Source organism: Pseudomonas taiwanensis (assembly GCF_013393345.1).
GTDB classification, from domain to species: domain Bacteria; phylum Pseudomonadota; class Gammaproteobacteria; order Pseudomonadales; family Pseudomonadaceae; genus Metapseudomonas; species Metapseudomonas resinovorans_C.
Window position 1 is genome coordinate 171,812 of sequence record NZ_QJRF01000039.1, and the last position, 26,661, is coordinate 198,472.

The window sequence follows — 26,661 nt, forward strand, 5'->3', positions numbered from 1 at the left end:
CAAAAACAAGAACCGGGAGAGATGGATGATGCGCAAGTTGTTGATGCTGTTCTGCCTGCTGAGCCCGTTGGCCTGGGGTAGTGAGCAGGATGCCCGGCACCTGGGGGAGCTGAGCAGCCATAGCCGCCTGCTCTGCGCCAGTGCCATGGTCTATTTCAATCCTCAGGAGCGCGAGCCCGATCCCCGCGCCCTGAAGGCAACCTTCTACCACCTCAACACCCTGAACCGGCTCATCGTCCAGCTCGGCAGTCCTGAGTCGCTGCAGCGTCCGGTGCAGGCCATGGAAAAGTTGTTCAATACACTCGACGCCCTGCCGCGCGATCAGGCGGCCCGATTCCCGGAACTGGTGGGCCAGTTGCTGGAGCATGAACGGGGTCTGGAGCAAGCCGCCCAGGCGCTTTCCGCAGACATGAAACAGGATTCGGCAGCCGACCCTGGCGCACCGTTCAACGCGCAGAGCCAGGCACTGGCCAGCGTGCTGCTGGACTATCAGCTTCGCGCCTATCCCTTGCCCAACAAGCTGGACTTCGCCCTGCCCGAGGCTCAGGCGGCGGGGCTGGATGCCGACATCGAACAGCGCTTCGACCAGTTGCTCGCTGGCCATCCGGAACACGCCGCAGTGCTGGGCAAGGCCCGGACCAACTACCGCTTCGTGCGCGCCCAGCTACAGCAAGGCGGCGGCCGCACCCATGGCGGTGCCGAGTTCTATCTCAGTCGCGCAGCCGACGATCTCGACGAGCTGGCGGCGAACCTGAACTAGCCCGCGACGCGCATCAGCCGGGCTGCCGAGGGTGTCCCCGAAGCAGCTCGGAGCACCCCGGATCAGCGTCCGCCGGCTTCGATCTGGATGCGATCAGCACGGCATTCGCTGCGATCCCGCGCGCGACTCGCGGCGAACTGCCCATCGACTACATCGACCAGATTGTCAGCCTGATTCAGTTCACGGGGCAGGGCGACACGAATCTCCTGCAGGTACTGACCGCTGCAAATGAGCAGGAAGTTGTTCTGCGCATCGCGGCTACCGAAGTCTTTCTCCACGCGCTCATAGAACAAGCGTTTCGAAATGGCGCCGCCGATATTGGCAACGACGTACTGGCCCGCCGCCGACTGGTCCAGCTGGCGCACCAGATCCACCGCGCGGCGGAAGTAGGCGTCGTCGTCCATCTGCGTCTGGCAGACACCGTGCTTGTCCCACTGGTAGCGCCCGAAGCTGGTGCCGTAACGGAAGTTCGGCATCCATGGGCGGAGGTAGGCCAGTGTGTCCGCGCTGAGCTTGAGATCGGGTCCGGCGCAGTGACCGTAGCGCTTGCCGCAGGATTGTCGATTAGGCCATAGGCCATGCAGGGTCAGGTGGGAGATTTTCAGCTCACCGGACTCCAGGCCCTCGCATTCGGGCTTGCTGCCCTTGTAGGACGCGTGCTCGCAGAAGCCCGGCTGCCAGGTGGCCGCCAGCACGTAGCCGTCATGCTGGTCCGGCAGGCTGCAGATGTCGCCGCTGCTTTCGGTCTTCGCGGGCTTGCCGGTGTTGAACACCAACCCTTCAACGGCCCCGCAATCGGCCGCAACCCAGCGCAGCGGCGTGGCACTGCCCGGAATGCGGATTCGCAGCCAGTCGTAATCGCTCGTGTTGACCTCCACCACTTCGTAGCGCTGGCCCGGCTCCACCTTGAGGTCGTCCGGATTGCTCTGCTTGCGGATGGACTGGAAGGCCTCGCAACGCTGGCTGGCGACGAAGCTGCCCTGGGCCGGCTCGGCCCAGGCGATGAAGGACGGCCAGAGGCCGAAAAGCCCCGTGAGCAGGGCTGCAAGCGGGGCTTTCATGGTGACTCCTGTCAGCGGAAGACCGGGGCGTTTGTCGCCCCGGTGGATCAGACGGCGACCGGCGCCTTGATGTGCGGATGCGCCTGGTAGCCCACCAGTTCGAAGTCCTCGAACTTGAAGGCGAACAGGTCCTTCACGTCCGGATTGATCTTCATGGTCGGCAACGGCAGCGGCTCGCGGGTGAGCTGCAGGTCGGTCTGCTCGATGTGGTTGGCGTACAGGTGGCAGTCGCCGCCGGTCCAGATGAACTCGCCCGGCTCCAGGTCGCAGACCTGGGCCACCATCAGGGTCAGCAAGGCATAGCTGGCGATGTTGAAGGGCACGCCGAGGAAGATATCGGCGGAGCGCTGGTACAGCTGGCAGCTCAGCTTGCCGTTGGCCACGTAGAACTGGAACAGCGCGTGGCAGGGCGGCAGCGCCATCTCATCCACCAGGGCCGGGTTCCAGGCGGAAACGATCAGCCGGCGCGAGTCCGGGTTCTTCTTGATCATTTCCACCACCTTGGCGATCTGGTCGATGGACTCGCCATTGGGCGCCGGCCAGGAGCGCCACTGGTAGCCGTAGACCGGCCCAAGGTTGCCCTCTTCGTCGGCCCATTCATCCCAGATGGAGACGCCGTTGTCCTTCAGGTACTTGATGTTGGTATCGCCCTGGAGGAACCACAGCAGCTCATGGACGATGGATTTCAGGTGGCACTTCTTGGTGGTCACCATGGGGAAGCCGTCGGCCAGGTCGAAGCGCATCTGGTGGCCGAACACGCTATAGGTGCCGGTGCCGGTGCGGTCGCTCTTGAAGGTGCCGGTCTCGCGCACGCGGCGCATCAGGTCGAGATACTGTTTCATCAGACGACTCCTTGGGCAGCCTGGCGGCGATGGGCCCAGACAATCAGGGCGATGCCGCCGAAGATCATCGGCAGGCAGAGGATCTGGCCCATGGTCAGCCAGCCGAAGGCCAGGTAACCGAGTTGGGCATCCGGTACGCGGACGAACTCCACCGCGAAGCGGAAAAGACCGTAGAACAGCGCGAACATGCCGGAAACGGCCATGGTCGGGCGGGGTTTGCGCGAATAGAACCAGAGGATGGCGAACAGTGCCACGCCTTCCAGGGCGAACTGGTACAGCTGCGACGGATGGCGCGGCAACTGCGCCGGGTCGGTGGGGAAGATCATCGCCCAGGGCAGGTCGGTGGCCTTGCCCCAGAGCTCGGCGTTGATGAAGTTGCCGATGCGGCCGGCGCCCAGGCCGATGGGGACCAGCGGCGCGATGAAGTCCATCAGCTGGAAGAAGCTCTTGTTGTTGCGCTTGCCGAACCAGAGGGTGGCCAGCATCACGCCGATCAGGCCGCCGTGGAACGACATGCCGCCCTTCCAGACTTCGAGGATCAGCAGCGGATTGGCGATGTACGCCGACAGATCGTAGAACAAGACGTAACCAAGACGACCGCCGGCGATGACGCCGAGGGCGACCCAGAACACCAGGTCGGAGAGCTTTTCCTTGCTCCAGGTGGGGTCGAAGGCCTTCAGGCGACGCGAGGCCAGCCACCAGGCACCCCCGATGCCGATGAGGTACATCAGGCCGTACCAGTGGATCTTCAGCGGGCCGATAGCCAGCGCTACCGGATCGATCTGGGGATAAGCCAGCATCACAGCTCCTTAGATCAGGAAATTCAGGCCCACTGTCAGCAGCAGCAGGGCGAACAGGCGCTTCAGCAGGCGCGGCGATAGCCTATGGGCCAGGCGCGCACCGAAGCGGGCGAAGAACATGCTGGTGGCGGCAATGCCGACCAGCGCCGGAAGGTAGACGAAGCCAAAGCTGTAGGGCGGCAGGTTGGCGTTGTTCCAGCCCAGCACCATGAACGACAACGCGCTCGCCGCGGCAATCGGCAGCCCGCAGGCCGCGGAGGTGGCCACAGCCTGCTGGATGGGTACGCTGCGCCAGGTCAGGAAGGGCACGGTCAGGGAGCCGCCGCCGATCCCGAAGATGGCAGAAGCCCAGCCGATCACCGCACCTGCCAGGGTCAGCCCCGGCTTGCCAGGGACATCGCGACTGGCCTTGGGCTTCAGGTCCAGGCCCATCTGGATGGCTACCAGTATGGCGAAGACACCGATGATCTTCTGCAACATCGGGCCCTGGATGGTGGCGGCGGTCAGCGAACCGAAGCCGGCGCCGATGAGGATGCCGACGGCCATCCAGGCGAATATCGGCCAGCGCACCGCACCCTTGCGATGATGCTCGCGCACCGAGTTGATCGAGGTGAAGATGATGGTGGCCAGGGAGGTACCGACTGCCAGGTGCGTGAGGATGCCGGGATCGAATCCTTGGGCGGTGAAGCTGAATACCAGCACCGGCACGATTATCATGCCGCCGCCGACGCCAAACAGCCCGGCCAGCACTCCGGCGCAGGCGCCGAGCACCAGGTAGAGCAGGAATTCCATGGACACCCCCGAAAACAAAGCGGCATGTTAACGGAAGGCTGTTTCTGGCTCCACCGCGTGGAGATGGACGTTCGACGGAAGCTGCCGATAACCCGGAAGTAGACATTTGCAGCTGATGTAGTTTTCCTACCGGCTGCTACACTCCGGCTCATAAAAAGGAGACGACTCCATGTGCCTGATCGTATTCGCATGGCGCCCCGGACACGAAGTCCCGCTGGTGCTCGCTGCAAACCGAGATGAATTCTACGCACGTCCCACACTGTCCATGGCGAACTGGGAAGACGCACCTGGCGTGATCGCTGGGCGCGACCTGGAAGCCGGAGGCACCTGGCTCGGCGCCGGGCCCAAAGGCCGCTTCGCCGCCCTCACCAATATCCGCGACCCCCGAACGCCCCCGGTCGGCCGCACCCGTGGCGAGCTCTGCGTGCAGTTCCTGCGCGGAACCATGGGGCCAGGCGAATTCCTCGAGGATGCGCTGCGCCGCGCTAACGACTACTCGGGGTTCAACCTGCTGGTGGGGGACGACCGAGAGCTGTGGTTCCTCAACCCGCGCAGCGGCGGCCCGATCAACCTCAAGCCGGGCATCTATGGCGTCTCCAACGCCGATCTGGATACGCCCTGGCCCAAGGTCGAGCGCGGCAAGGCGGCCATCGCCGAATGCCTGAACCCGCCCTCGACCGATGCCCTGCTCAATCTGCTGCACGACCCGGAGGTTGCGCAGGACCACATCCTGCCGGACACCGGCGTGGGGCTGAACACCGAGCGCATGCTCTCCAGCGTGTTCATCGCCACCCGCACCTACGGCACCCGTGCCAGTTCGGCGCTGATCGTCCGCGCCGACGGCAGCCGCGAGCTGGTGGAGCGCAGCTACGGGCCCTACGGCGCGAAGCTGGGGGATGTGCGGATGGAGCTGAAGGACTGATTGTCCAGGGTGGGGCGGATTCCTTCGCCCACACCCGCTCCTACTGAATAAACGCTTCGCAGAGACGACAAAGGCCACCCGAAGGTGGCCTTTGTATTTTCAGCACTGGATCAGGCAGCTTGGGTGGCAGCCGGTTTCCAGTTGGAGGAAGCGGCTTCCTCGGCCATGGTTTCCATCGCCTGCTGGATGGCGCGCTTGCGACGCTCCTCGGCCCGGCGGGTGAAGTACCAGGCAAAGAAGGTGAACAGCGAGACGGTCAGCAGGATCAGGCTGGCCACGGCGTTGATCTCCGGTTTCACGCCCAGACGCACGGCGGAGAAGACCTCCATCGGCAGGGTGGTGGAACCGGGACCGGAGACGAAGCTCGCCAGTACCAGGTCGTCCAGGGACAGGGCGAAGGACATCATGCCGCCTGCCGCCAGGGACGGCGCGATCATCGGAATGGTGATCAGGATGAACACCTTCCACGGCCGCGCGCCCAGGTCCATGGCCGCTTCTTCGATGGACAGGTCCAGCTCACGCAGTCGCGCCGACACCACGATGGCCACGTAGGCCGAGCAGAAGGTGGTGTGGGCGATCCAGATGGTCACGATGCCACGCTCCTGGGGCCAGCCGATCAGTTGCGCCATGGCCACGAAGAGCAGCAGCAGCGACAGACCGGTGATCACCTCGGGCATTACCAGCGGCGCGGTGACCATGCCGCCGAACATCGTGCGGCCACGGAAACGCGGGATGCGGGTCAGCACGAAGGCAGCCAGGGTACCCAGGGCTACAGCGGCAACCGCGGTGTAGATGGCGATCTCCAGGGAGCGGCCCACCGAGTTCATCAGCTGGGTGTTGTCCAGCAGGCCCACGTACCATTTCACCGACCAGCCGCCCCAGACCGTTACCAGCTTGGAGGCGTTGAAGGAGTAGATCACCAGGATGACCATCGGCAGGTAGATGAACAGCAGGCCTGCCCACAGCATCAGGTTGGAGAAACTGAAGCGTTTCATACTTTGCCCTCCAGTTCCTTCGCCCAGCTTCTGGATGGAGAGTCGGTTGAAGAGAATGATGGGCACGATCCGAACAGATGATTCATACCTTGCCCTCCAGCTCTTTGGCCTGGTTACGGTTGAAGAGAATGATGGGCACGATCAGGATCGCCAGCATCACCACTGCCAGGGCGGACGCCACCGGCCAGTCGCGGTTGTTGAAGAACTCCTGCCACAGCACCTTGCCGATCATCAGGGTCTCCGGGCCGCCGAGCAGTTCCGGGATCACGAACTCGCCCACCACCGGGATGAACACCAGCATGGAGCCGGCGATGATGCCGTTCTTCGACAGCGGCACGGTGATCTTCCAGAAGCTGTTGAACGTGCTCGAACCGAGGTCCGAAGCAGCCTCCAGCAGGCTCGGGTCATGCTTCACCAGGTTGGCGTAAAGCGGCAGGATCATGAACGGCAGGTACGAATAGACGACACCGATGTACACCGCCAGGTTGGTGTTGAGGATCTGCAGCGGCTCGTCGATCAGGCCAAGTCCCATCAGGAAGCTGTTGAGCAGGCCGTTGTTGCTGAGGATGCCCATCCAGGCGTAGACGCGGATCAGGATCGCAGTCCAGGTCGGCATCATGATCAGCAGCAGCAGCACGGTCTGCGCTTCCTTGCTGGCACGGGCGATGGCGTAGGCCATCGGGTAGCCGATCAACAGGCACAGCAACGTGCTGAGGAAGGCGACCTTCAACGAACCCAGATAGGCCGCCAGGTACAGTTCGTCTTCGCTGAGCATCACGTAGTTGCCCAGGTTGAGGACGACCTGCAGCTGGTTTTCCGCCCAGGTGTAGATCTCCGTGTACGGCGGGATCGCCACGTCGGCTTCGGCGAAGCTGATCTTCAGCACGATGGCGAAGGGCAGCAGGAAGAACAGGAACAGCCAGAAGAACGGTACCCCGATGACGAGGTGTCGTCCGGTCGGTATCAGGTTTCTCAGTTTGGGAATTTTCATGACCGCAGCACCACGCCGCTGTCGTCTTCCCACCATACGAACACTTCGTCATCCCAGGTCGGACGGGCGCCACGGCGCTCGGCGTTGGCGACGAAGGACTGGACGACCGAGCCGTTCGGCAGCTTGACGTAGAACACCGAGTGACCGCCCAGGTAGGCGATGTCGTGGACCCGGCCGCGCGACCAGTTGTATTCGCAGGTCGGCTGTTCGGTGGTCACCAGCAGCTTTTCCGGACGCAGGGCGTAGGTGATGCGTTTGTCCTGCACCGAGGTGGTCACGCCGTGGCCGACGTAGATCGGGCGCTCCAGTTGCGGGCAGGCGATCAGCGCATGGGCCTCGTAGTCTTCCACCACTTCGCCGTCGAAGAGGTTGACGTTGCCGATGAACTCGCACACCAGGCGGCTGATGGGCGTTTCGTAGATATCCACAGGGCTGCCGATCTGCTCGATGCACCCCAGGTGCATGATCGCGATGCGCTGGGCCATGGTCATGGCCTCTTCCTGGTCGTGGGTCACCATCACGCAGGTCACACCCACACGCTCGATGATCTCCACCAGTTCCAGCTGCATCTGCGAACGCAGTTTCTTGTCCAGGGCGCCCATGGGCTCATCGAGCAGCAGCAGCTTCGGACGCTTGGCCAGGGAGCGGGCCAGGGCCACGCGCTGACGCTGGCCACCGGACAGCTGGTGCGGCTTGCGCTTGGCGAACTGGGTCATCTGCACGAGCTTGAGCATCTCGTTGACGCGCTCGTCGACCTCGGCGGCCGGGAGCTTGTCCTGTTTGAGTCCGAAGGCGATGTTCTGCGCAACAGTCATATGCGGGAAGAGCGCATAGGACTGGAACATCATGTTGATCGGGCGCTCGTAGGGCGGCATGTCGGTGATGTCGACGCCATCGAGGAAGATGCGCCCTTCAGACGGCCGCTCGAAGCCCGCGAGCATCCGCAGCAAGGTTGATTTACCCGAACCGGAACCGCCGAGGAGAGCGAAGATTTCGCCCTTCTTGATGTCCAGGGACACGCTGTCCACGGCCACCGTCTCGTCGAACTTCTTGGTTACCCGGTCGATCTTTACCAGCACCTCTTTGGGTTGCTGGTTGCCCTCAAGGGCTTTCTTGTAGGCACCGGAGGCTATTGCCATTACCACACTCCCAGAAATTGCTACCCGACCACCGCGGCCGGGCGGGTTTGTACAGCATGGGCGTGAATCAGGCTCCCTGCCTGATACCGCCTGGGTTGATCCGACGCGCCCGCCACACTACGGACGCGCCGGTTTTGCATCATTTGCCCGACTTGACCTTGGTCCAGCTGCGGGTCATCAGCCGCTGGACCTTCGGCGGCAGTTCCGCCGAAACATAGAGCTTGTCCAGCACCGCTTGTGGCGGGTAGACGGACTCATCGGTGCGCACTTCCTGATCCATGAACTCCCCAGCCTTGAGGTTGGGGTTCGCATAGCCGACGTAATCGCTGACCTTGGCGATTACTTCGGGCTTGAGCAGATAGTTGATGAAGGTGTGGGCTTCCTTGGCGTTCGCTGCATCGGCCGGAATGGCCAGCATGTCGAACCAGAGGTTGCCGCCTTCTTTCGGGATCGCGTAGGCGATCTGGATGCCCTTGCCGGCTTCCTCGGCGCGCGAGGCGGCCTGGAAGATGTCACCGGAGAAACCGGCGGCGACGCAGATGTCACCATTGGCCAGGTCGCCGATGTACTTGGACGAGTGGAAGTAGGTCACGTAGGGACGTACCGCCATCAGCTTCTCTTCGGCCTTCTTGTAGTCGTCCGGGTTGGTGCTGTTGGGGTCCAGGCCCATGTAATTCAGCACGGCGGGGATCATCTCATCGGCCGAGTCGAGGAAGGCCACGCCGCACTGGCTGAGCTTCTTGATGTTCTCGGGTTCGAAGATCGCCGCCCACGAATCGATGTGGTCGACGCCGAGCGCGGCCTTGACCTTCTCGACGTTGTAACCGATGCCGTTGGTACCCCACAGGTAGGGAACGGCGTAGAGATTGCCCGCGTCGTTGCGCTCGAGCTGCTTGAGCAGGTTGGGGTCCAGGTTCTGCCAGTTGGGCAGTTGGTTGCGGTCGAGTTTCTGGAATGCGCCCGCCTTGATCTGTTTGCCGAGGAAGTGGTTGGACGGCACGACCAGGTCGTAGCCCGTACGGCCCGCCAGCAACTTGCCTTCCAGGGTCTCGTTGGAGTCGAAGACGTCATACACCGGCTTGATGCCGGTTTCCTTCTGGAAATCCGCCAAGGTGGTCTCGCCGATGTAGTCCGACCAGTTGTAGATATGCACCGTCTGATCCGCCTGGACCTGGGAAACCAGGGTCAAGGTGGCGGCGGCAGTGATCATCATCTTGCGGATGGGGAAGTGCACAGGTTCGTCCTCTTCTGTTATCCGGCGAAGCCGGAAGAAGCCCGGGTCATTCCAGCAACCGGGGCCAGTCAACTCGTGGTGTTGCGCAGCGCGGTCCGGGCACCGGCGGGGATGTCCCCGCCGGGCACGGCAGCCGTGCTTACTTGCCCGACTTGATGGTGGTCCAGGTACGGGTCATGGCGCGTTGCACCTTGGACGGCAGGTCCGGGAAGGCGTAGAGCTTGGCCATGGTGTCCGCGGTCGGGTAGATGCCCGGGTCCTTGCGGATCGCCTCGTCAACCAGCGGGGTGGCAGCAGCGTTACCGTTAGGGAACTGCACCTCGTTGGTGATCTCGGCCATGATTTCCGGCTTCATCAGGAAGTTCATGAACGCATAGGCGGCTTCGGTGTTCGCGGCATCAGCCGGAATGGCGACCATGTCGAAGAAGGTGCCGGCGCCTTCTTTCGGAATGTTGTAGGCGACCTTCACGCCACCCTTGGCCTCTTCGGCGCGGGACTTGGCCTGGTACACGTCACCCGAGTAGCCGACTGCCACGCAGAGGTTGCCGTTGGCCAGGTCCGAGATGTACTTGGAGGAGTGGAAATAGGTGATGTGCGGACGGATCTTGAGGAACAGCGCCTCGGCTTCCTTCAGCTGTTTCGGGTCCTGGCTCAGCGGATCGTGGCCCAGGTACTTCAGCGCGATCGGCAGGATCTCGGTCGGCGAGTCGAGGAAGGAAACGCCGCAGGACTTCAGCTTCTCGATGTTTTCCGGCTTGAACAGCAGATCCCAGGAATCGACCGGGGCGTTGTCGCCCAGTACAGCCTTGACCTTGTCCGGGTTGTAGCCGATGCCGATGGAGCCCCACATGTAGGGGAAGGCGTACTGGTTGCCCGGGTCGGACACTTCGACGGTCTTCAGCAGGTTGGTGTCCAGGTTCTTCCAGTTCGGCAGCTTGGACTTGTCCAGCGGCTGATAAACCTTGGCCTTGATCTGCTTGGCCAGGAAGTTGTTGGACGGCACCACGATGTCATAGCCGGATTTGCCCGCCAGGAGCTTGGCTTCAAGAGTCTCGTTGGAATCGAAGACGTCGTAGACGACCTTGATGCCGGTTTCCTTGGTGAACTTCTCGACGGTGGTCGGTGCGATGTAGTCCGACCAGTTGTAGACGTGCAGCACTTTGTCGTCAGCCTGGGCCATGCCGGCCACGGCGCCCGCCAGGGTCATGGCGAGCAGGGTCTTGCCGAAGGTTTTGATCATGCGGGTAGCTCCATTTTTGTTGAAGTGTCCGAGTGGCGTCGTACCGAATACGTCACCACTCGGTGAGCCTGGCCAACGCACCGGCGAAGTCTGGCAAGGTAGAGGGCTTGCTTACAACAGGCGGCGTCCCTAAATGCCACCATCAAGCCCTCTTTTTCTTAGCCTTTGACTTCAGCCAGGGTGAGGTCCAGGCACTTGCGTGCCTTGGTCACCAGTTCGTCGACTTCGTCTTTGCTGATCACCAGCGGCGGCGAGATGATCATGGTGTCACCCACCGCGCGCATGATCAGGCCATTGCGGAAGCAGTGCTCGCGGCACAGCATCCCCACACCACCGGCGAAGCGTTCACGGGTCTGCTTGTTCTTGACCAGCTCCAGCGCCGCCACCATGCCGACACCGCGCGCCTCGCCCACCAACGGATGGTCGGCCAGCTCCTGCCAGCGCTGCTGCAAATACGGTGCCGTTTCGGCCTTCACTTTCTCGACGATCTTCTCTTCGCGGAGGATGCGGATGTTCTCCAGCGCAACCGCCGCCGCCACTGGATGACCAGAGTAGGTGAAGCCGTGGTAGAACTCCCCACCCTCATTCAGGGTATGGACGATCTCATCACGGACAATCACGCCGCCCATGGGGATGTAGCCGGAGGTCAGGCCCTTGGCGATCGGCATCAGGTCCGGGGCGTTGCCGTAGTACTGGCTGCCGAACCATTCGCCGGTACGGCCGAAGCCGCAGATCACTTCGTCGGCGATGAACAGGATGTCGTACTTGGCGAGGATCTCGCGGATCTTCGGCCAGTAGGTTTCCGGCGGGACGATCACGCCACCGGCACCCTGGATGGGTTCGGCGATGAAGGCAGCGATCTTGTCCTCGCCCACTTCGAGAATCTTCTTCTCCAGCTGCTCGGCGGCCCAGACACCGAATTCGGCCGGCGCCATGTCGCCGCCCTCGCCGAACCAGTAGGGCTGGGCGATGTGCTCGATGCCCGGAATCGGCAGGTCACCCTGCTCGTGCAGGGCCTTCATGCCGCCGAGGCTGACACCGGCCACGGTGGAGCCGTGGTAGCCGTTCCAGCGGCCGATGATGACTTTCTTCTGCGGCTGCCCCTTGGTCGCCCAGTAGTGGCGGACCATGCGCAGCACGGTGTCGTTGGCTTCCGAACCGGAACCGGTGAAGAACACGTGGTTCATGCCTTCCGGCGCGATCTCGGCGATCGCCTTGGAAAGCTCCACTGCCGGCGGGTGCGCGGTCTGGAAGAACAGGTTGTAGAAGGGCAGTTCACGCATCTGCCGGGTAGCCGCCTGAACCAGCTCCTCACGGCCGTAGCCGACGTTGACGCACCACAGGCCGGCCATGCCATCGAGGATCTTGTTGCCTTCGCTATCCCAGATGTACACGCCTTCGGCCTTGGTGATGATCCGCGCACCCTTGGCGTTCAGCGCCTTGTAGTCGGTGAACGGCGGCAGGTGGTGGTCACGACCGAGCGCTTGCCATTCAAGGGTCTTGGGGTTGGTCACTTGGCTGTTCATTTCTATACCTCAGTAAACACACGTCTGGAGGGCCGGCCGGGTCGGCCGGCCTCCGTTCCGGATCAGACGGAGAGCAGCAGGAACTCACGCTCCCAGGAGCTGATCACCCGTTTGAAGTTTTCATGCTCGGCACGCTTGACCGCCACATAGGCCGTCACGAACTTGCCGCCCAGATATTTCTCGATGTCCCGGCAGGACTCCATGCGCTCCAGCGCCGCCTCAAGGGTCAGCGGCAGGCGCAGGTTGCGGCGTTCATAGCCACGGCCCTTGACCGGTGCGCTCGGCTTCACGCCTTCCACCATGCCGATGTAGCCACACAGCAGGCTGGCGGCGATGGCCAGGTAGGGGTTGGCGTCGGCGCCGGCCAGGCGGTTTTCCACGCGGCGGTTCTGCGGACCGGCATCCGGTACGCGCAGGCCCACGGTGCGGTTCTCCTCACCCCACTCCACGTTCACCGGCGCGGAGGTATCCGGCAGGAATCGGCGGAAGGAGTTCACGTTCGGCGCGAACAGCGGCAGGACCTCGGGGATGTACTTCTGCAGGCCGCCGATGTGGCTCAGGAACAGCTCGCTCATGGAGCCGTCATCATTGGAGAAGATGTTCTTCCCGGTCTTGATGTCGACCACGCTCTGGTGCAGGTGCATGGCGCTGCCCGGCTCATCGGTGATCGGCTTGGCCATGAAGGTCGCCGCCACGTTGTGCTTGAGGGCGGCCTCGCGCATGGTGCGCTTGAACACCAGGATCTGGTCGGCCAGGTCGAGGGCATCGCCATGACGGAAGTTGATTTCCATCTGGGCGGGGCCTTCTTCGTGGATCAGGGTGTCGAGGTCCAGGTCCTGCGTCTCGCACCAGTCGTACATGTCCTCGAACAGCGGGTCGAATTCGTTCGCTGCATCGATGGAGAAGGACTGGCGACCGGTTTCCGGGCGGCCCGAACGGCCCAGCGGGGCTTGCAGCGGGAAGTCGGGGTCGTCGCAGCGCTTGGTCAGGTAGAACTCCATCTCCGGCGCGACGATGGGCTTCCAGCCTTTATCCGCGTACAGCTTGAGCACCATCTTCAGGATGTTGCGCGGGGACAGCTCGATGGGGTTGCCCTGCTTGTCGAAGGTGTCATGGATAACCATGGCGGTGGGCTCGATGGCCCAGGGCACCAGGTAGACGGCGCTCTGGTCCGGCCGGCAGAACATGTCGATGTCCGCCGGGTCGAGCAGCTCGTAATAGATGTCGTCCTCAACATAGTCGCCGGTCACGGTTTGCAGCAGCACGCTCTCGGGGAGGCGCATGCCCTTCTCGTCCAGGAACTTGTTGGTCGGCGAAATCTTACCGCGGGCGATGCCGGTAAGATCGCTGATCATGCATTCAACTTCGGTGATTTTGCGTTCTTTCAGCCAGCTGGTCAGCTGGTCGAGCTTGGTAGTCATAAAGACCTCAGGGTTGAGAGCTTCACTAGGAGGCTTCAGCAGGTTCGTGGCATTCACGCCCATCGAAACACCGCCGCGATCAGTACAGTCCGAACTGCGCAACACGGCAACTTCGCCGGTTTCCTGAAGAGTTCTCCCGCTCAGCGTTTCCCCGCCTTCTCCCTGCAAGCCTCACCAAAGGCCTGGAAGATGGCGAGATAGTTCGGGTTGGTCTGCACTTGCCATTCGGGATGCCACTGCACCCCGAGGGCAAAGCTACTGGCGCCTTCGACCGAAAAGGCCTCGACCAACCCATCAGGCGCCAGAGCCTCTACATGCAGGCCCGGCGCCAGACGTTCAACGCCCTGGCCATGAATGGAGTTGACTAGAATCTCGGACGGCAAGCCGATGCCGTCGAGCACGCCACCCGGCTGCACCTGGATCGGGTGCCGGGGAGCGTATTGCACCTCGAACGGCTCGTCGGCCGGCTCGCGGTGGTCCATGAATCCTTCTACTAGATGCACACGCTGGTGCAGGGTGCCGCCAAAGGCCACGTTCATTTCCTGGAAACCACGGCAGATGCCCAGAACGGGAATACCGGCGGCGATGGCCGCACGGACCAGAGGAAGCGTAGTGCGATCCCGGGCGGGATCGTGACGGGTGCCGGGCTCGGATGCGGGGCCCTGATAATGATGGGGCTCCACATTCGACGGGGAGCCGGTGAAGAGAAGACCGTCCAGGCTGGCCAGGAGAGTCGCTTGGTCCATCAGTTCAGCCAGGGCCGGAATTACCAGCGGAATTCCACCGGCTCCGACCGCTACCGCACGCAGATACTTCTCACCAGCTATATGATAGGTCTGAGGACCGATCTCTCTGGTGCAAGCGGATACGCCGATCAACGGCAGGCGAGACATGAGACACCCGTATTATTTGTCTGATTTGGGTTTCGACCGAGCTTAGCGTTGTTCATTTTTTTACACAATAGGGCTGTAAAAAATTGAACACGCCCCGCTGAGCACCGCAGCCGACAAGGTTCGGAGAGAGGTTCGGATGCCCCAGAACGCCCCAAAACTGGCCATCGAGCCCATTTTTGGGGCAAAATAGGGCTCGCTTGACATCAAGGGGTGATTCGGATTGACTCACACCTTAGATTGAGCGTGATTGATATTTTTAACAAAAAAGGTGTTGCATCATGTCGGTACCCCCGCGTGCCGTTCAGCTTCAAGAAGCGAACGAATTCCTTAAGGAGCATCCTGAGGTCCAGTTCGTCGACCTGTTGATTGCAGATATGAATGGAGTCGTGCGAGGCAAGCGAATCGAACGCGCCAGCCTGACCAAAGTCTACGAGAAAGGCATCAACCTCCCCGCTTCGATCTTCGCTCTCGATATCAACGGTTCCACCGTCGAAAGCACCGGCCTCGGCCTGGACATCGGCGATGCAGACCGCATCTGCTACCCCATCCCCAGCACCCTCAGCGACGAACCCTGGCAAAAGCGCCCGACCGCGCAACTGCTGATGACCATGCATGAGGTCGAAGGCGAAGGTGAACCCTTCTTCGCCGACCCGCGCGAGGTCCTGCGTCGTGTGGTGGAAAAGTTCGATGACCTCGGCCTGACCATCTGCGCCGCGTTCGAGCTGGAGTTCTACCTGATCGACCAGGAGAACATTAATGGCCGTCCGCAGCCGCCGCGCTCGCCCATCTCGGGCAAGCGACCGCAGTCGACCCAGGTTTACCTGATCGACGACCTCGACGAATACGCCGACTGCCTGCAGGACATCCTCGAAGGTGCCAAGGTCCAGGGCATCCCTGCCGACGCCATCGTCAAGGAAAGCGCCCCGGCCCAGTTCGAAGTCAACCTGCACCATGTCGAAGACGCTCTGAAGGCCTGCGACTACGCCGTGCTGCTCAAGCGCCTGATCAAGAACATCGCCTACGACCATGAGATGGACACCACCTTCATGGCCAAGCCCTACCCGGGCCAGGCGGGCAACGGTCTGCACGTGCATATCTCGCTGATCGACAAGAAGACCGGCAAGAACATCTTCACCTCAGATGATCCCGAGCAGAACGCCGCTTTGCGTCACGCGGTCGGCGGTGTGCTCGAGACCATGCCTGCGTCCATGGGCTTCCTGTGCCCGAACGTGAACTCCTACCGCCGTTTCGGCGCGCAGTTCTACGTACCGAACGCGCCAAGCTGGGGCCTGGACAACCGCACCGTGGCAGTCCGCGTGCCCACCGGCAGTTCGGATGCCGTGCGCATCGAGCACCGCGTGGCCGGTGCCGACGCCAACCCCTACCTGATGATGTCGGCCATCCTGGCCGGTATTCACCATGGACTGACCAACAAAATCGAGCCGAGCACGCCTATCGAAGGCAACTCCTACGAGCAGTTGGAGCAGAGCCTGCCGAACAACCTGCGCGATGCCCTGCGCGAGCTGGACGACAGCGAAGTCCTGGCCAAATACATCAGCCCGGATTACATCGACATCTTCGTCGCCTGTAAGGAAAGCGAGCTGGAGGAGTTCGAACACTCCATCTCCGACCTCGAGTACAACTGGTACCTGCATACCGTGTAAGCGAGTCCACAACGCCGGCCCCAGGGCCGGCGTTGTTGTATCTGAAACCTTTGCAACACCCGGCGCGGCACGTCATTCCGGCTGCCGTCGCCTTGCAGCACCCGTAAACCAGAACAAACAGAACCCGCATGCTCTACCAGGGAGGACGTCATGCCCCGTTTGCTCGCCCCACTGTTGCTCGCATTGCTCCCCGCACTGGCCCAGGCCGACGACCTGATCCGTGTCTACAACTGGAACGACTACATTGCCCCGGAGGTGCTGGAAGCATTCCAGAAGGAAACCGGCATCAAGGTCGATTACCGCACCTTCAGCAGCGCCGATGAACTGGACAAGGCATTGGCCAGCGGCGAGCCCATCGACGTTGCCGTGCCCTCCCATAACGACTTGCCACGACTGATCAAGGAAGGTCGTCTGCAACCCCTGGACTTCTCCCGCCTGCCCAACCGCCAGCACCTGGACAAACAGCTGCTGAGCAAGCTGGCCGCGATGGACCCAAACAACCAGCACGCCGTGCCCTACCTCTGGGGCGCAGTCGGCCTCGCCGTGAATACGCCCCAGGCGGAGAAGGCCTTCGGCGGCCCGCTGCCCCACAGCTGGAGCCTGCTGTTCGATGCCGAGCAGAGTGCGCGCCTCGGCCAGTGTGGCATCAGCCTGCTGGACGCCCCCGACGAGACCCTTGCCGTGCTGCTCAACTACCAGGGCCGAAACCTCGCCCGCAGTGCGCCGAGCCGTCTCAAGCGCAGCGCCGAGACCCTCACCGGACTGCGACCGAACCTGCGCTACATCGACAGCGAGCGCTACATCGCCGACCTCAACGCCGGCAAGCTCTGCATCGCGATGGCCTGGGTCGGTGACGCCCTGAACGCCGCCGCTGCCGGCCAGCCAGTGACCTTCATGGTCCCGGACGAAGGCTCGGTGCTGTTCATCGACAACCTGGCGATCCCCACCAGCGCCAACCGTGCCGACCTCGCGCACAGGTTCATCGACTTCATGCTGCGCCCAGAGGTTGCGGCCAAGGTCACCGGCGCGACCCTCTACCCCAGCGGCAACGCCGACGCCCGCCAGTACCTGGACGAGTCCCTGCGCAACCAGCCGGGCCTGTACCCGGACAAGGACACCAAGCGGCGCCTGTTCCCGGTCGAGCCCGTGCCGGAGAAACTCAGTGCTACGCGTGATGAGGTGTGGACCGCCTTCCGCGAGGGTCAGTAAGGCGCCTTGTAGGAGCTAGCTTGCTAGCGAAAAACGGCCATTCGCTGGCAAGCCAGCCCCTACCTCTCCCCAACCCTCTCCGCAAGCGGGAGAGGGGGTGATTCATACACTCTCTTGCTCCAGAACCACCGCCTGGCGTCCAATAGCGGCTCTTCGGAAAGGAGCTACCCATGCCGCGCCACGCCACCGCTCGCAAGCCCCGCGCCAGCAGCCAGCTGCGCATCGCCGGGATTCTCGATGCCGCCCGCACCCTGCTCGCGGAACAGGGCGTGGCCAACCTGTCGATCTACAGCGTCGCCGAGCGGGCGGAAATGCCGCCCTCCTCCGTCTATCACTTCTTCTCCAGCGTCCCGGCGATACTCGAAGCCCTCACCGCGGATATCCACGCGGCGTTCCGCGCCTGCCTCCAGGAGCCCATAGAGCACGAGCGCCTGCGCCACTGGCACGACCTGTCGCGACTGGTGGAGGAACGGATGTTGTCGATCTACGGCGCCGACGCCGCTGCGCGTCAGCTGATCCTCGCCCAGCACGGTCTCACCGAAGTCACCCAGGCTGACCGCCAGCACGACATTGAACTGGGACGGCTCATGCACGCCCTGTTCGAACGTCACTTCGAGCTGCCGGCGTTGCCCGAGGATGTCGATGTCTTCGCCCTGGCCATGGAACTGGGCGACCGCGTCTACGCCCGTTCGGTGCAGCTGCACGGCGAAATCACCCCGCGCCTGGCCGAGGAAGGCATGCGCGTATTCGATGCCTACCTGGGTTTGTACTTGCCGCCCTACCTGCCAAAACGAGCGGCGTTGCGGGAAATCTGATCCGACAAATTCCGATATTTATCCGCAAATAAATCGAAATTTAGCTTTCGATAGATAAATCTCGCTTTGAAAGCAGATTTTTATCGGATATAAAGTCGCCATCCGCACGGCGGCACACTCCGCCAGCACGGAAATATCCCCGATTGCCGATAGAAATCCGGCAACGGGCTCTTATTCGTCCTGACGAGGTGTCTCATGTCCCGCATCGTTACCGTCGCCGCCACTCAGATGGCCTGCTCCTGGAATCGCGCCGCGAATATCGCCAACGCCGAGAAACTGGTTCGCCAGGCCGCGGCCAAGGGCGCGCAGATCATCCTGATCCAGGAGCTCTTCGAGACCCCTTACTTCTGCCAAAAGCCGAACCCGGATTACCTGCAGCTGGCGACGTCGACCGAAACCAACGAAGCCATCGCGCATTTCCAGAATGTCGCGAAGGAACTCCAAGTCGTGCTGCCCATCAGCTACTTCGAGCAAGCCGGCCGCGCACGCTTCAACAGCATCGCCATCATCGATGCCGACGGCTCCAACCTCGGCGTTTATCGCAAGAGCCACATCCCGGACGGCCCCGGCTACCACGAGAAGTACTACTTCAACCCGGGCGACACCGGCTTCAAGGTCTGGAACACCCGCTACGCCAAGATCGGCGTGGGCATCTGCTGGGACCAGTGGTTCCCGGAAGCCGCGCGCAGCATGGCCCTGCTGGGTGCCGAGATTCTCTTCTACCCGACCGCCATCGGCAGCGAGCCGCACGACGCCAACATCACCTCCCGTGACCACTGGCAGCGCGTGCAGCAAGGCCATGCCGGAGCCAACCTGATGCCGCTGGTAGCGTCCAACCGCATCGGCAAGGAAGAACAGGACGGCTACGACATCACCTTCTACGGCTCCTCCTTCATCGCCGACCAGTTCGGCGCCAAGGTCCAGGAACTGAACGAGACCGAGGAAGGCATCCTGGTGCACAGCTTCGACCTGGACAAACTCGAGCACGTGCGCAGCGCCTGGGGTGTGTTCCGCGACCGTCGCCCGAACCTATACTCCCCGATCAAGACCCTGGACGGCTCCCTCGAGTCCTGACAGTTAAAACAGGGGCCAACCTGATGGCGATGCACTGTTCGCCAGCAGGTTGTCCCCTGCCCCATTCCATACCGATGGTGGATCGATGAACACTCTGAACAGCCTCCCCCGTGACGACGGCTTCCGCATGCCGGCCGAATGGGAACCCCATACTCGCACCTGGATGGTCTGGCCGGAGCGCCCGGACAACTGGCGCCTTGGCGGCAAACCCGCGCAAGCGGCCTTCACCGCTGTGGCCAAGGCCATTGCCCGCTTCGAGCCGGTGACCGTCTGCGTCTCGGCCAATCAGTACGAGAACGCCCGCGCGCGCCTCGACGAGCCGAACATCCGCGTGGTGGAAATCAGCACCGACGATGCCTGGGTCCGCGATACCGGCCCGACCTTCGTGGTCAACGACAATGGCGACGTACGCGGCGTGGACTGGACCTTCAACGCCTGGGGCGGCTTCGATGGCGGCCTCTACTTCCCCTGGAACCGCGACGACCAGGTGGCGCGCAAGGTCCTCGAGATCGAAGGCAGCAAGCGCTACCGCACCGACGGCTTCGTGCTGGAAGGCGGCTCGATCCACGTCGACGGCGAAGGCACCCTGATCACCACCGAAGAATGCCTGCTGAACAAGAACCGCAACCCGCACCTTTCCCGTGAGGAAATCGAGGCGGTGCTGCGCGAGCAACTGGCGGTGCAGACCGTGATCTGGCTGCCGGATGGTCTCTACAACGACGAGACCGACGGCCACGTGGACAACTTCTGCTGCTACGTGCGCCCAGGCGAAGTCCTGCTGGCCTGGACCGACGATCCGCACGACCCGAACTTCCCACGCTGCCAGGCCGCCATGAAGGTGCTGGAGCACGCTCGCGACGCCAAGGGCCGCCAACTGGTCGTGCACAAGATGCCGATCCCCGGCCCGATCTACGCCACCGAGGAAGAATGCGCGGGCGTGGACCTGGTGGAAGGCACCCAGGAACGCGATCCGTCGATTCGCCTGGCCGGTTCCTACGTGAACTTCCTGATCGTCAACGGCGGCATCGTTGCGCCGAAGTTCGACGACGCGAAGGACGCCACGGCCGAAGCCATCCTCAAGCGCATCTTCCCGCAGCACGAAGTGGTGATGGTGCCCGGCCGCGAGATCCTCCTCGGCGGCGGCAACATCCACTGCATCACCCAGCAGCAACCGGCGCCGCAGAAGCGCTGAGCGAAGCCGGAATGAACAAACCCCCGCACTTGCGGGGGTTTGTTTTTTGCGGCGGCATGAAGCTGCAGGGGCCTTGCTCTTGTGGGGGCGAATTCATTCGCTGAGGACCGCGCAGCGGTCCCCGACCTTGCAGGGCAGTCCTGCGGACTGCTTAGCGAATGAATTCGCCCGCACAGAAAAAGCGAAGCATCACAGCTTCGCGATCGACACCTCGGTGGATTTCACGAAGGCGATCACCTCGGAACCCACACCCAGCTCCAGTTCGCGCACGGAGCGGGTGGTGATGACGGAGGTGACGACGCCGGCGGCAGTCTGCACGTCGATTTCGGAAAGCACCGGGCCTTCGATGATTTCCTTGATGGTGCCTTTGAACTGGTTACGGACGTTGATGGCTTTGATGGTCATGGCGTTGATTCCTTTGCTCGGGAGATTGGGGTTTGGGTCAAAGCGCCCAACGCAATTGCGTGGGCAGGGGGGAAACAGGTTCGGGTTCCGGTGGGGCCGGCGGCAGCGCCAGCACCCGGTCCAGCACGTCGGCTTCCAGCGCGGCCAGGCGCGCCGAGCCACGGGCTCGTGGGCGATGCAGCTCAACCGGCAGATCGAGGCCAATGGCGCCGTCCTCGATCAGGATCACTCGGTCGGCGACGGCCACGGCCTCGCTCACGTCGTGGGTCACCAGCAGCACGGTGAAGCCGTGTTGCTGCCAGAGCCGCTCGATCAGCTGCTGCATTTCGATTCGGGTTAGTGCGTCCAGAGCCCCCAGGGGCTCGTCCAGCAGCAGCAGACGCGGCTGGTGGATCAAGGCACGGGCCAGGGCCACGCGCTGCTTCTGGCCACCGGAAAGCGCTGCCGGCCACTCCTGTGCACGGTCGGCCAGGCCAACCGCTTCGAGGGCTTCCAGGGCACGCGGACGCCAGTCGCCGGAGAGGCCGAGACCGACGTTGTCGATCACCCGCTTCCAGGGCAGCAGGCGCGCATCCTGGAACATCAGGCGCGTGTCTTCGCGAGCGTCTTCCAGCGGTGCCGAGCCGGCCAGCAGCTCGCCACGGGAGGGCTTGTCCAGCCCCGCCAGCAAGCGCAGCAGAGTGCTCTTGCCGCAACCGCTGCGGCCGACCACTGCGACGAACTGGCCAGCGGGAATCAGCAGGTCGATGCCCTTGAGCACTTCGCGCTCGCCGAAGGCCTTGCCGATGCCGCGCAGCGCCAGCGGGATGCCGCGCTTGAGGCGTTGTGGAGCCTGGGCAGCGGTCATGCGGCACCTCCCTTGGCCTGGTAGGCCGGGTGCCAGCGCAGCCAGATGCGTTCCAGGCCCCGGGCGGCGACATCGGCCAGCTTGCCGAGCACCGCGTAGAGCAGGATCGCCAGTACCACCACATCGGTCTGCAGGAACTCGCGGGCATTCATCGCCAGGTAGCCGATGCCCGAGCTGGCGGAAATCGTCTCGGCGACGATCAGCGTCAGCCACATGAAGCCGAGGGCGAAACGCACGCCCACCAAAATCGAGGGCAGCGCGCCGGGCAGGATCACCTGGCGGAACAGTGCGAAGCCGGACAGCCCATAGCTGCGCGCCATTTCCACCAGCGCCGGGTCGACGTTGCGGATGCCGTGGTAGGTGTTGAGGTAGATGGGGAACAGGGTGCCGAGGGCGACCAGGAAAATCTTCGCCGACTCATCGATGCCGAACCACAGGATCACCAGCGGAATCAGCGCCAGGTGCGGCACGTTGCGGATCATCTGCACCGAACTGTCCAGCAGGCGCTCGCCCCACTTCGACAGGCCGGTGATGAAGCCCAGCAGCAGGCCGAGGCCACCGCCGATGGCGAAGCCGATGCCCGCGCGCCAGCCGCTGATGGCCAGGTGGGTCCAGATCTCACCGCTGGACAGCAGATCCCAGCCCGCCGAAAGCACCGCGCTCGGTGCCGGCAGGATGCGGGTGGAGAGCAGGCCGGTTACCACCGCGACCTGCCAGATCGCCAGCAGCGCCACGGGCAGGGCCCAGGGCGCCAGGCGCAGGAGTAAGGATTCCAGTTTCATCCCGCGCCCTCAGCTCTGCGACGCCAGCTTGGCTTCGGGTAGCGCTTCGTTGGCGACCATTTCGCCGAACGGGCTGACGAAACCCAGGCCGTCATTGGTGCGCGGACGGGCGACATCCAGATGGGGGAACAGCAATTCGGCAACGCGATAGGACTCTTCCAGGTGCGGATAACCGGAGAAGATGAAGGTGTCGATGCCGAGGTCGGCGTATTCCTTCACCCGCGCCGCCACAGTCGGGCCATCGCCCACCAGCGCGGTGCCGGCACCGCCACGCACCAGGCCGACACCGGCCCAGAGGTTGGGGCTGACTTCCAGCTTGTCGCGGCGACCGTTGTGCAGTGCGGCCATGCGCTGCTGGCCCACCGAATCGAAACGGGCGAAGGCAGCCTGCGCCTTGGCGATGGTGGCATCGTCGAGGTTCTCGATCAGGCGGTCGGCAGCCGCCCAGGCGGCTTCGTTGGTCTCGCGCACGATCACGTGCAGGCGGATACCGAAGCGCACCGTGCGACCTTGTTTGGCGGCCTTGGCGCGCACCTGTTCGATCTTCTCCTTCACCGCTGCCGGCGGTTCGCCCCAGGTCAGGTACAGCTCCACTTGCTCGGCCGCGAGGTCCTGGGCCGCTTCGGAAGAACCCCCGAAGTACAGTGGCGGACGCGGCTGCTGCAGCGGCGGGTAGAACAATTTGGCACCCTTCACCTGGATGTGCTTGCCGTCGTAGTCGACGGTTTCGCCCTCCAGCACGCGGCGCCAGATGCGGGTGAACTCCACCGAGGCTTCGTAACGTTCTTCATGGTTCAGGTGCAGGCCATCAGCGGCCAGTTCGTCCGCGTCGCCACCGGTGACCAGGTTGAACAGCGCGCGGCCACCGGACAGTCGATCCAGGGTCGCTGCCTGGCGCGCGGCCACGGTCGGCGAAATGATCCCGGGGCGCAGGGCCACGAGGAACTTCAGGCGTTGGGTCACCGGGATCAGCGAGGCGGCCACCAGCCAGGAGTCCTCGCAGGAACGTCCGGTGGGGATCAGCACGCCGCCGAAACCGAGGCGGTCGGCCGCCTGCGCGATCTGTTGCAGGTAGCCGTGGTCGACGGCGCGGGCGCCCTCGGATGTGCCGAGGTAATGGCCGTCGCCGTGGGTTGGCAGGAACCAGAAGATGTTCAAGCTCATGGAGTGGTCTCCTTAAAGGTGTCCCCTCTCCCTCCGGGAGAGGGGTTCAAGTCACTGCTGCGCGACCTTGGCCGGCGGCGTCCAGATCACATCAGCGATGCTGAGTTTTTTCGGAATCAGCTTCAGGCCGGTGAAGGTGTCGGCGATCTTCTGCTGCGCGGCCACCACCTCGGGGCTGAGCGGCTGAGCGCCGTAGCCTTGGCGTTTCACCGCGATGGAAGTGATCTCCTTGGACAGGCCCAGCAGCGGCGCGACCTGTTCGGTGACCTTGTCCGGATCGGCCTTGGAGTCCTCGCCCACGGCGCGCACTTCCTCGATCAGGGTGCTGACTACCTGCGGGTGCTTCTGGGCGTAGGTGCGGGTCGCCAGGTAGAACTGGTGGTTATCCACAAGCCCTTCGCCATTGCGCAGGGTGCGGGCTTCCAGTTGCTTCTCGGCGGCGGCCTGGAAGGGGTCCCAGATCACCCAGGCATCCACGCTGCCGCGCTCGAAGGCGGCGCGGGCGTCAGCCGGCGGCAAGTAGACGGGCTGGATATCGCTGTACTTCAGGCCGGCCTCTTCCAGGGCGCGCACCAGCAGGTAGTGCACGTTGGAGCCCTTGTTCAGGGCGACTTTCTTGCCGGCCAGTTCCTTCACCGACTGGATGGGCGAACCCTTTTGCACCAGGATCGCTTCGCTCTGCGGTGCCGGCGGCTCGTAGGCCACGTAGAGCAGGTCGGCACCGGCGGCTTGGGCGAACACTGGCGGGGTTTCACCGGTCACGCCGAAGTCGATGGAGCCGACGTTCAGGCCTTCCAGCAACTGCGGGCCGCCGGGGAATTCGGTCCATTTGACCTCAACGCCCTGTTCGGCCAGACGCTTCTCCAGCGTGCCCTTGGCCTTGAGCAGCACCAGGGTGCCGTACTTCTGGTAGCCGATCCGCAGGGTCTCGGCCTGTGCTTGAGTGATGGCGCCGAAAGCCAGGGCAGCCGCGAACAGGGCAGCCAGGCTCCGACGCAAAGTGATGGTGCGCATGGCGCTCTCCTCATGACTTTGCTTGTGGTGTCGTTGCCTGCTTCCCGTTGGCGGGTGAGTAAGGCGGGGGTCGTTCAGTGCGCGCGAGGCGCCGGATGAATCAGCGGTTGGGTTGCGGGGTCAGGCGCAGGTACGGCCGGACCGCCTTGTAGCCACGCGGGAAGCGCTGGCGGATCTCGTCTTCATCCTTGAGCGAGGGCACGATCACCACGTCGTCGCCGTCCTGCCAGTTAGCCGGGGTGGCAACCTTGTGGTTGTCGGTCAGTTGCAGGGAATCGATCACCCGCAGGATTTCGTTGAAGTTGCGCCCGGTGCTCGCCGGGTAGGTGATGGTCAGGCGCACCTTCTTGTTCGGGTCGATGATGAACAGCGAACGCACGGTGAGGGTGTCGTTGGCGTTCGGGTGGATCAGGTCGTACAGGTCGGACACCTGGCGGTCGGCATCAGCGATGATCGGAAAGTTCACCAGGGTGCCCTGGGTGTCGTTGATGTCATCGATCCAGCGGTGGTGGGAGTCCACCGGGTCGACGGAAAGGGCAATCGCCTTGACCCCACGAGCGGCGAATTCGTCCTTCAGCTTGGCGGTGAAGCCGAGCTCGGTGGTGCACACCGGAGTGAAGTCGGCCGGATGGGAGAACAGCACGCCCCAACTGCTGCCCAGCCACTCGTGGAAACGGATGCGGCCTTCGCTGGATTCCTGTTCGAAGTCGGGGGCGATGTCGCCGAGGCGGATACTCATGGTGCTGCTCCTGTGTCTGGTTGTCGTTCCGTGGGGCTCACTATGCGTAGCTGCGCTGAAAATTAAAAAGAATAAATAACGATTTATTTATTACTTTATTATCTATTTAGTTGCAAACGTGAAAAACCCGGGAAGGCCTCTGGAATGAGGCTCCCGGCTAGTTCATACGCGATCAAACCGTAGGTTGCGGCTGAGCTATGCGAAGCCCAACACGCGGATTCGCGACCCACCTCGTTGGGCTTCGCTGCGCTCTGACCAACCTACAAAAGCTCCCTCTCCCTGTAGGGGCGAATTCATTCGCCAAGGGTCGCGTAGCGGACCCGTAGGTTGTGGCTGAGCTACGCGAAGCCCAACACACGGAGTTGCAACCCACCTCGTTGGGCTTCGCTGCGCTCTGACCAACCTACAAAAGCCCCTCACCCCAACCCTCTCCCGGAGGGAGAGGGAGCTGTCCGTGCCGGCGTTCGGCTTTGGCGCTTCCCTGTGGGGGCAGCAGGCCGCAGGCCTGCCAGTCCCTTACAACAGCGTCAGGGTATAGCTCAGGATCAGGCGATTCTCGTCCTGGTCGCGCGCCGCATCGCTGCGCAGGGCGGCATTCCGCCAGGACACGCCGAGGCCTTTCAGCGGGCCGCCCTGCAGCACGTAGTCGAGGCGGAAGTCGCGTTCCCACTCGCCCTGGTCGCTGCCCTGGGTCTCGATGTTGCTGCCCTTCAGGTAGGTGCCCACGGCCTTCAGCCCCGGCACGCCGAGCTTGGCGAAGTCGTAGCCGTACTCGGCCACCCAGGTGCGCTCGCCGGCGCTGAGGAACTTGCCGATCTGGCGGTCGGTGATCAGGTAGGCGGTGGCGCCGTCGCCCTGGTTGAGGAAAGGGAAGGCGCTGTCGCCGGACACCTGCTGGTAGCCCAGGCTCGCCGCGTGGCCGCCGAGGGTGTAGGTGAACAGGGCGCTCCAGGTGCGGTTGTCCACTTCGAAGCGGTCCGGATCGTTGGTCGCCCAGTTGCCCGAGCTGCGGAAGCCTTCGCGGCGGCCTTCGACGCTGGCGTTCTTGCCGTCGGAGTCGCTGTAGAAGTAGCGCAGGTCGGACTTCAGCGCGCCCACCGGCAGCGCCCAGTTGTGGGTCAGGCCGACGAAGTGCTGCTG

Annotated in this window: 26 protein-coding genes; 7 read left to right on the plus strand and 19 right to left on the minus strand. The window is 63.2% G+C overall.

Annotation, left to right across the window (positions count from 1 at the left end; translation table 11 throughout):
• Positions 1-25: 25 nt before the first annotated feature.
• On the plus strand, positions 26-760 hold the full coding sequence (locus tag DM872_RS05905; RefSeq protein ID WP_179058574.1) for a hypothetical protein: 735 nt from the start codon (positions 26-28) through the stop codon (positions 758-760).
• A 62-nt stretch (positions 761-822) separates the two neighbouring features.
• Here DM872_RS05905 and DM872_RS05910 read toward each other — a convergent pair whose 3' ends face one another.
• Genes DM872_RS05910 through DM872_RS05925 form a run of 4 tightly spaced genes read right to left on the minus strand, consistent with a single transcriptional unit; the run spans position 823 to position 4,255 of the window.
• Complete coding sequence (locus DM872_RS05910) at positions 823-1,821, minus strand: ribonuclease T2 family protein (protein ID WP_179058575.1); 999 nt, start codon at positions 1,819-1,821, stop codon at positions 823-825.
• Between the two features lie 47 nt (positions 1,822-1,868).
• The gene (locus tag DM872_RS05915; RefSeq protein WP_179058576.1) at positions 1,869-2,663 is read right to left on the minus strand and encodes a thymidylate synthase; all 795 of its coding nucleotides are present in this window, start codon (positions 2,661-2,663) and stop codon (positions 1,869-1,871) included.
• Positions 2,663-3,463: a prolipoprotein diacylglyceryl transferase gene (gene lgt / locus DM872_RS05920; protein WP_179058577.1), complete on the minus strand. Its 801-nt coding sequence runs from the start codon at positions 3,461-3,463 to the stop codon at positions 2,663-2,665. The genes DM872_RS05915 and lgt overlap by 1 nt, the downstream gene beginning before the upstream one ends.
• 9 nt (positions 3,464-3,472) lie before the next feature.
• Entirely contained in the window at positions 3,473-4,255 is a 783-nt protein-coding gene (locus DM872_RS05925) for a sulfite exporter TauE/SafE family protein (protein WP_179058578.1), read from the minus strand.
• Positions 4,256-4,424: 169 nt separating this feature from the next.
• Here DM872_RS05925 and DM872_RS05930 point away from each other — a divergent pair, with 169 nt between their 5' ends.
• The gene (locus DM872_RS05930; RefSeq protein WP_179058579.1) at positions 4,425-5,177 is read left to right on the plus strand and encodes an NRDE family protein; all 753 of its coding nucleotides are present in this window, start codon (positions 4,425-4,427) and stop codon (positions 5,175-5,177) included.
• A 110-nt stretch (positions 5,178-5,287) separates the two neighbouring features.
• Here the strand turns inward: DM872_RS05930 and DM872_RS05935 are convergent, their stop codons facing one another.
• The 8 genes from DM872_RS05935 to DM872_RS05970 all read right to left on the minus strand — a co-directional run bounded on the left by DM872_RS05935 (position 5,288) and on the right by DM872_RS05970 (position 14,616).
• Positions 5,288-6,172, minus strand: a complete 885-nt coding sequence (locus tag DM872_RS05935; protein ID WP_179058580.1) for an ABC transporter permease subunit — start codon at positions 6,170-6,172, stop codon at positions 5,288-5,290.
• A gap of 82 nt (positions 6,173-6,254) precedes the next feature.
• The gene (locus DM872_RS05940; RefSeq protein ID WP_179058602.1) at positions 6,255-7,136 is read right to left on the minus strand and encodes an ABC transporter permease subunit; all 882 of its coding nucleotides are present in this window, start codon (positions 7,134-7,136) and stop codon (positions 6,255-6,257) included.
• 23 nt (positions 7,137-7,159) lie between these two features.
• Positions 7,160-8,302, minus strand: coding sequence for an ABC transporter ATP-binding protein (locus DM872_RS05945; protein ID WP_179058581.1), 1,143 nt, complete (start codon positions 8,300-8,302; stop codon positions 7,160-7,162).
• 139 nt (positions 8,303-8,441) lie between these two features.
• Positions 8,442-9,512, minus strand: a complete 1,071-nt coding sequence (locus DM872_RS05950) for a polyamine ABC transporter substrate-binding protein (protein WP_373273683.1) — start codon at positions 9,510-9,512, stop codon at positions 8,442-8,444.
• Between the two features lie 163 nt (positions 9,513-9,675).
• On the minus strand, positions 9,676-10,776 hold the full coding sequence (locus DM872_RS05955) for a polyamine ABC transporter substrate-binding protein (protein ID WP_179058583.1): 1,101 nt from the start codon (positions 10,774-10,776) through the stop codon (positions 9,676-9,678).
• 158 nt (positions 10,777-10,934) lie between these two features.
• Entirely contained in the window at positions 10,935-12,302 is a 1,368-nt protein-coding gene (locus DM872_RS05960) for an aspartate aminotransferase family protein (RefSeq protein ID WP_179058584.1), read from the minus strand.
• A gap of 62 nt (positions 12,303-12,364) precedes the next feature.
• Entirely contained in the window at positions 12,365-13,723 is a 1,359-nt protein-coding gene (locus DM872_RS05965) for a glutamine synthetase family protein (RefSeq protein ID WP_179058585.1), read from the minus strand.
• Between the two features lie 140 nt (positions 13,724-13,863).
• On the minus strand, positions 13,864-14,616 hold the full coding sequence (locus DM872_RS05970; protein WP_179058586.1) for a gamma-glutamyl-gamma-aminobutyrate hydrolase family protein: 753 nt from the start codon (positions 14,614-14,616) through the stop codon (positions 13,864-13,866).
• Positions 14,617-14,894: 278 nt separating this feature from the next.
• Here DM872_RS05970 and DM872_RS05975 point away from each other — a divergent pair, with 278 nt between their 5' ends.
• The 5 genes from DM872_RS05975 to aguA all read left to right on the plus strand — a co-directional run bounded on the left by DM872_RS05975 (position 14,895) and on the right by aguA (position 20,570).
• A complete protein-coding gene (locus DM872_RS05975) occupies positions 14,895-16,280 on the plus strand; it encodes a glutamine synthetase family protein (protein WP_077524091.1) in 1,386 nt (461 codons plus the stop codon).
• 150 nt (positions 16,281-16,430) lie between these two features.
• Complete coding sequence (locus DM872_RS05980) at positions 16,431-17,489, plus strand: polyamine ABC transporter substrate-binding protein (protein ID WP_179058587.1); 1,059 nt, start codon at positions 16,431-16,433, stop codon at positions 17,487-17,489.
• Positions 17,490-17,659: 170 nt separating this feature from the next.
• Positions 17,660-18,304 (plus strand): TetR/AcrR family transcriptional regulator, encoded by a 645-nt coding sequence (locus DM872_RS05985; protein ID WP_179058588.1) that lies wholly within the window; start codon positions 17,660-17,662, stop codon positions 18,302-18,304.
• A gap of 195 nt (positions 18,305-18,499) precedes the next feature.
• A complete protein-coding gene (aguB, locus tag DM872_RS05990; protein WP_179058589.1) occupies positions 18,500-19,378 on the plus strand; it encodes an N-carbamoylputrescine amidase in 879 nt (292 codons plus the stop codon).
• Between the two features lie 85 nt (positions 19,379-19,463).
• Complete coding sequence (gene aguA, locus DM872_RS05995) at positions 19,464-20,570, plus strand: agmatine deiminase (protein ID WP_179058590.1); 1,107 nt, start codon at positions 19,464-19,466, stop codon at positions 20,568-20,570.
• A 189-nt stretch (positions 20,571-20,759) separates the two neighbouring features.
• Here aguA and DM872_RS06000 read toward each other — a convergent pair whose 3' ends face one another.
• The 7 genes from DM872_RS06000 to DM872_RS06030 form a co-directional block, all read right to left on the minus strand.
• The gene (locus DM872_RS06000) at positions 20,760-20,975 is read right to left on the minus strand and encodes a TOBE domain-containing protein (RefSeq protein ID WP_016490167.1); all 216 of its coding nucleotides are present in this window, start codon (positions 20,973-20,975) and stop codon (positions 20,760-20,762) included.
• A gap of 37 nt (positions 20,976-21,012) precedes the next feature.
• Positions 21,013-21,822, minus strand: a complete 810-nt coding sequence (gene ssuB / locus DM872_RS06005) for an aliphatic sulfonates ABC transporter ATP-binding protein (protein WP_179058591.1) — start codon at positions 21,820-21,822, stop codon at positions 21,013-21,015.
• Positions 21,819-22,604 carry an aliphatic sulfonate ABC transporter permease SsuC gene (gene ssuC, locus DM872_RS06010; RefSeq protein WP_179058592.1) on the minus strand — a complete coding sequence of 262 codons (786 nt, stop codon included), beginning with the start codon at positions 22,602-22,604 and terminating at the stop codon, positions 21,819-21,821. The genes ssuB and ssuC overlap by 4 nt, the downstream gene beginning before the upstream one ends.
• Before the next feature lie 9 nt (positions 22,605-22,613).
• A complete protein-coding gene (gene ssuD, locus DM872_RS06015) occupies positions 22,614-23,768 on the minus strand; it encodes an FMNH2-dependent alkanesulfonate monooxygenase (RefSeq protein WP_179058593.1) in 1,155 nt (384 codons plus the stop codon).
• 51 nt (positions 23,769-23,819) lie between these two features.
• Positions 23,820-24,782, minus strand: a complete 963-nt coding sequence (locus DM872_RS06020) for a sulfonate ABC transporter substrate-binding protein (protein WP_179058594.1) — start codon at positions 24,780-24,782, stop codon at positions 23,820-23,822.
• Positions 24,783-24,882: 100 nt separating this feature from the next.
• Positions 24,883-25,521, minus strand: a complete 639-nt coding sequence (locus DM872_RS06025) for a peroxiredoxin (protein ID WP_179058595.1) — start codon at positions 25,519-25,521, stop codon at positions 24,883-24,885.
• 516 nt (positions 25,522-26,037) lie between these two features.
• Positions 26,038-26,661, minus strand: a 624-nt coding sequence (locus DM872_RS06030) for an OprD family outer membrane porin (protein ID WP_179058596.1), incomplete at its 5' end; no start/stop codon positions are given.

Excerpts from the sequence above, each read along its gene's own strand:
- DM872_RS05905 (WP_179058574.1), top strand. The coding sequence starts at position 26 with ATGATGCGCAAGTTGTTGATGCTGTTCTGCCTGCTGAGCCCGTTGGCC.
- DM872_RS05910 (WP_179058575.1), bottom strand. The coding sequence starts at position 1,821 with ATGAAAGCCCCGCTTGCAGCCCTGCTCACGGGGCTTTTCGGCCTCTGG.
- DM872_RS05915 (WP_179058576.1), bottom strand. The coding sequence starts at position 2,663 with ATGAAACAGTATCTCGACCTGATGCGCCGCGTGCGCGAGACCGGCACC.
- lgt (WP_179058577.1), bottom strand. The coding sequence starts at position 3,463 with ATGCTGGCTTATCCCCAGATCGATCCGGTAGCGCTGGCTATCGGCCCG.
- DM872_RS05925 (WP_179058578.1), bottom strand. The coding sequence starts at position 4,255 with ATGGAATTCCTGCTCTACCTGGTGCTCGGCGCCTGCGCCGGAGTGCTG.
- DM872_RS05930 (WP_179058579.1), top strand. The coding sequence starts at position 4,425 with ATGTGCCTGATCGTATTCGCATGGCGCCCCGGACACGAAGTCCCGCTG.
- DM872_RS05935 (WP_179058580.1), bottom strand. The coding sequence starts at position 6,172 with ATGAAACGCTTCAGTTTCTCCAACCTGATGCTGTGGGCAGGCCTGCTG.
- DM872_RS05945 (WP_179058581.1), bottom strand. The coding sequence starts at position 8,302 with ATGGCAATAGCCTCCGGTGCCTACAAGAAAGCCCTTGAGGGCAACCAG.
- DM872_RS05950 (WP_373273683.1), bottom strand. The coding sequence starts at position 9,512 with ATGATCACTGCCGCCGCCACCTTGACCCTGGTTTCCCAGGTCCAGGCG.
- DM872_RS05955 (WP_179058583.1), bottom strand. The coding sequence starts at position 10,776 with ATGATCAAAACCTTCGGCAAGACCCTGCTCGCCATGACCCTGGCGGGC.
- DM872_RS05960 (WP_179058584.1), bottom strand. The coding sequence starts at position 12,302 with ATGAACAGCCAAGTGACCAACCCCAAGACCCTTGAATGGCAAGCGCTC.
- DM872_RS05965 (WP_179058585.1), bottom strand. The coding sequence starts at position 13,723 with ATGACTACCAAGCTCGACCAGCTGACCAGCTGGCTGAAAGAACGCAAA.
- DM872_RS05970 (WP_179058586.1), bottom strand. The coding sequence starts at position 14,616 with ATGTCTCGCCTGCCGTTGATCGGCGTATCCGCTTGCACCAGAGAGATC.
- DM872_RS05975 (WP_077524091.1), top strand. The coding sequence starts at position 14,895 with ATGTCGGTACCCCCGCGTGCCGTTCAGCTTCAAGAAGCGAACGAATTC.
- DM872_RS05980 (WP_179058587.1), top strand. The coding sequence starts at position 16,431 with ATGCCCCGTTTGCTCGCCCCACTGTTGCTCGCATTGCTCCCCGCACTG.
- DM872_RS05985 (WP_179058588.1), top strand. The coding sequence starts at position 17,660 with ATGCCGCGCCACGCCACCGCTCGCAAGCCCCGCGCCAGCAGCCAGCTG.
- aguB (WP_179058589.1), top strand. The coding sequence starts at position 18,500 with ATGTCCCGCATCGTTACCGTCGCCGCCACTCAGATGGCCTGCTCCTGG.
- aguA (WP_179058590.1), top strand. The coding sequence starts at position 19,464 with ATGAACACTCTGAACAGCCTCCCCCGTGACGACGGCTTCCGCATGCCG.
- DM872_RS06000 (WP_016490167.1), bottom strand. The coding sequence starts at position 20,975 with ATGACCATCAAAGCCATCAACGTCCGTAACCAGTTCAAAGGCACCATC.
- ssuB (WP_179058591.1), bottom strand. The coding sequence starts at position 21,822 with ATGACCGCTGCCCAGGCTCCACAACGCCTCAAGCGCGGCATCCCGCTG.
- ssuC (WP_179058592.1), bottom strand. The coding sequence starts at position 22,604 with ATGAAACTGGAATCCTTACTCCTGCGCCTGGCGCCCTGGGCCCTGCCC.
- ssuD (WP_179058593.1), bottom strand. The coding sequence starts at position 23,768 with ATGAGCTTGAACATCTTCTGGTTCCTGCCAACCCACGGCGACGGCCAT.
- DM872_RS06020 (WP_179058594.1), bottom strand. The coding sequence starts at position 24,782 with ATGCGCACCATCACTTTGCGTCGGAGCCTGGCTGCCCTGTTCGCGGCT.
- DM872_RS06025 (WP_179058595.1), bottom strand. The coding sequence starts at position 25,521 with ATGAGTATCCGCCTCGGCGACATCGCCCCCGACTTCGAACAGGAATCC.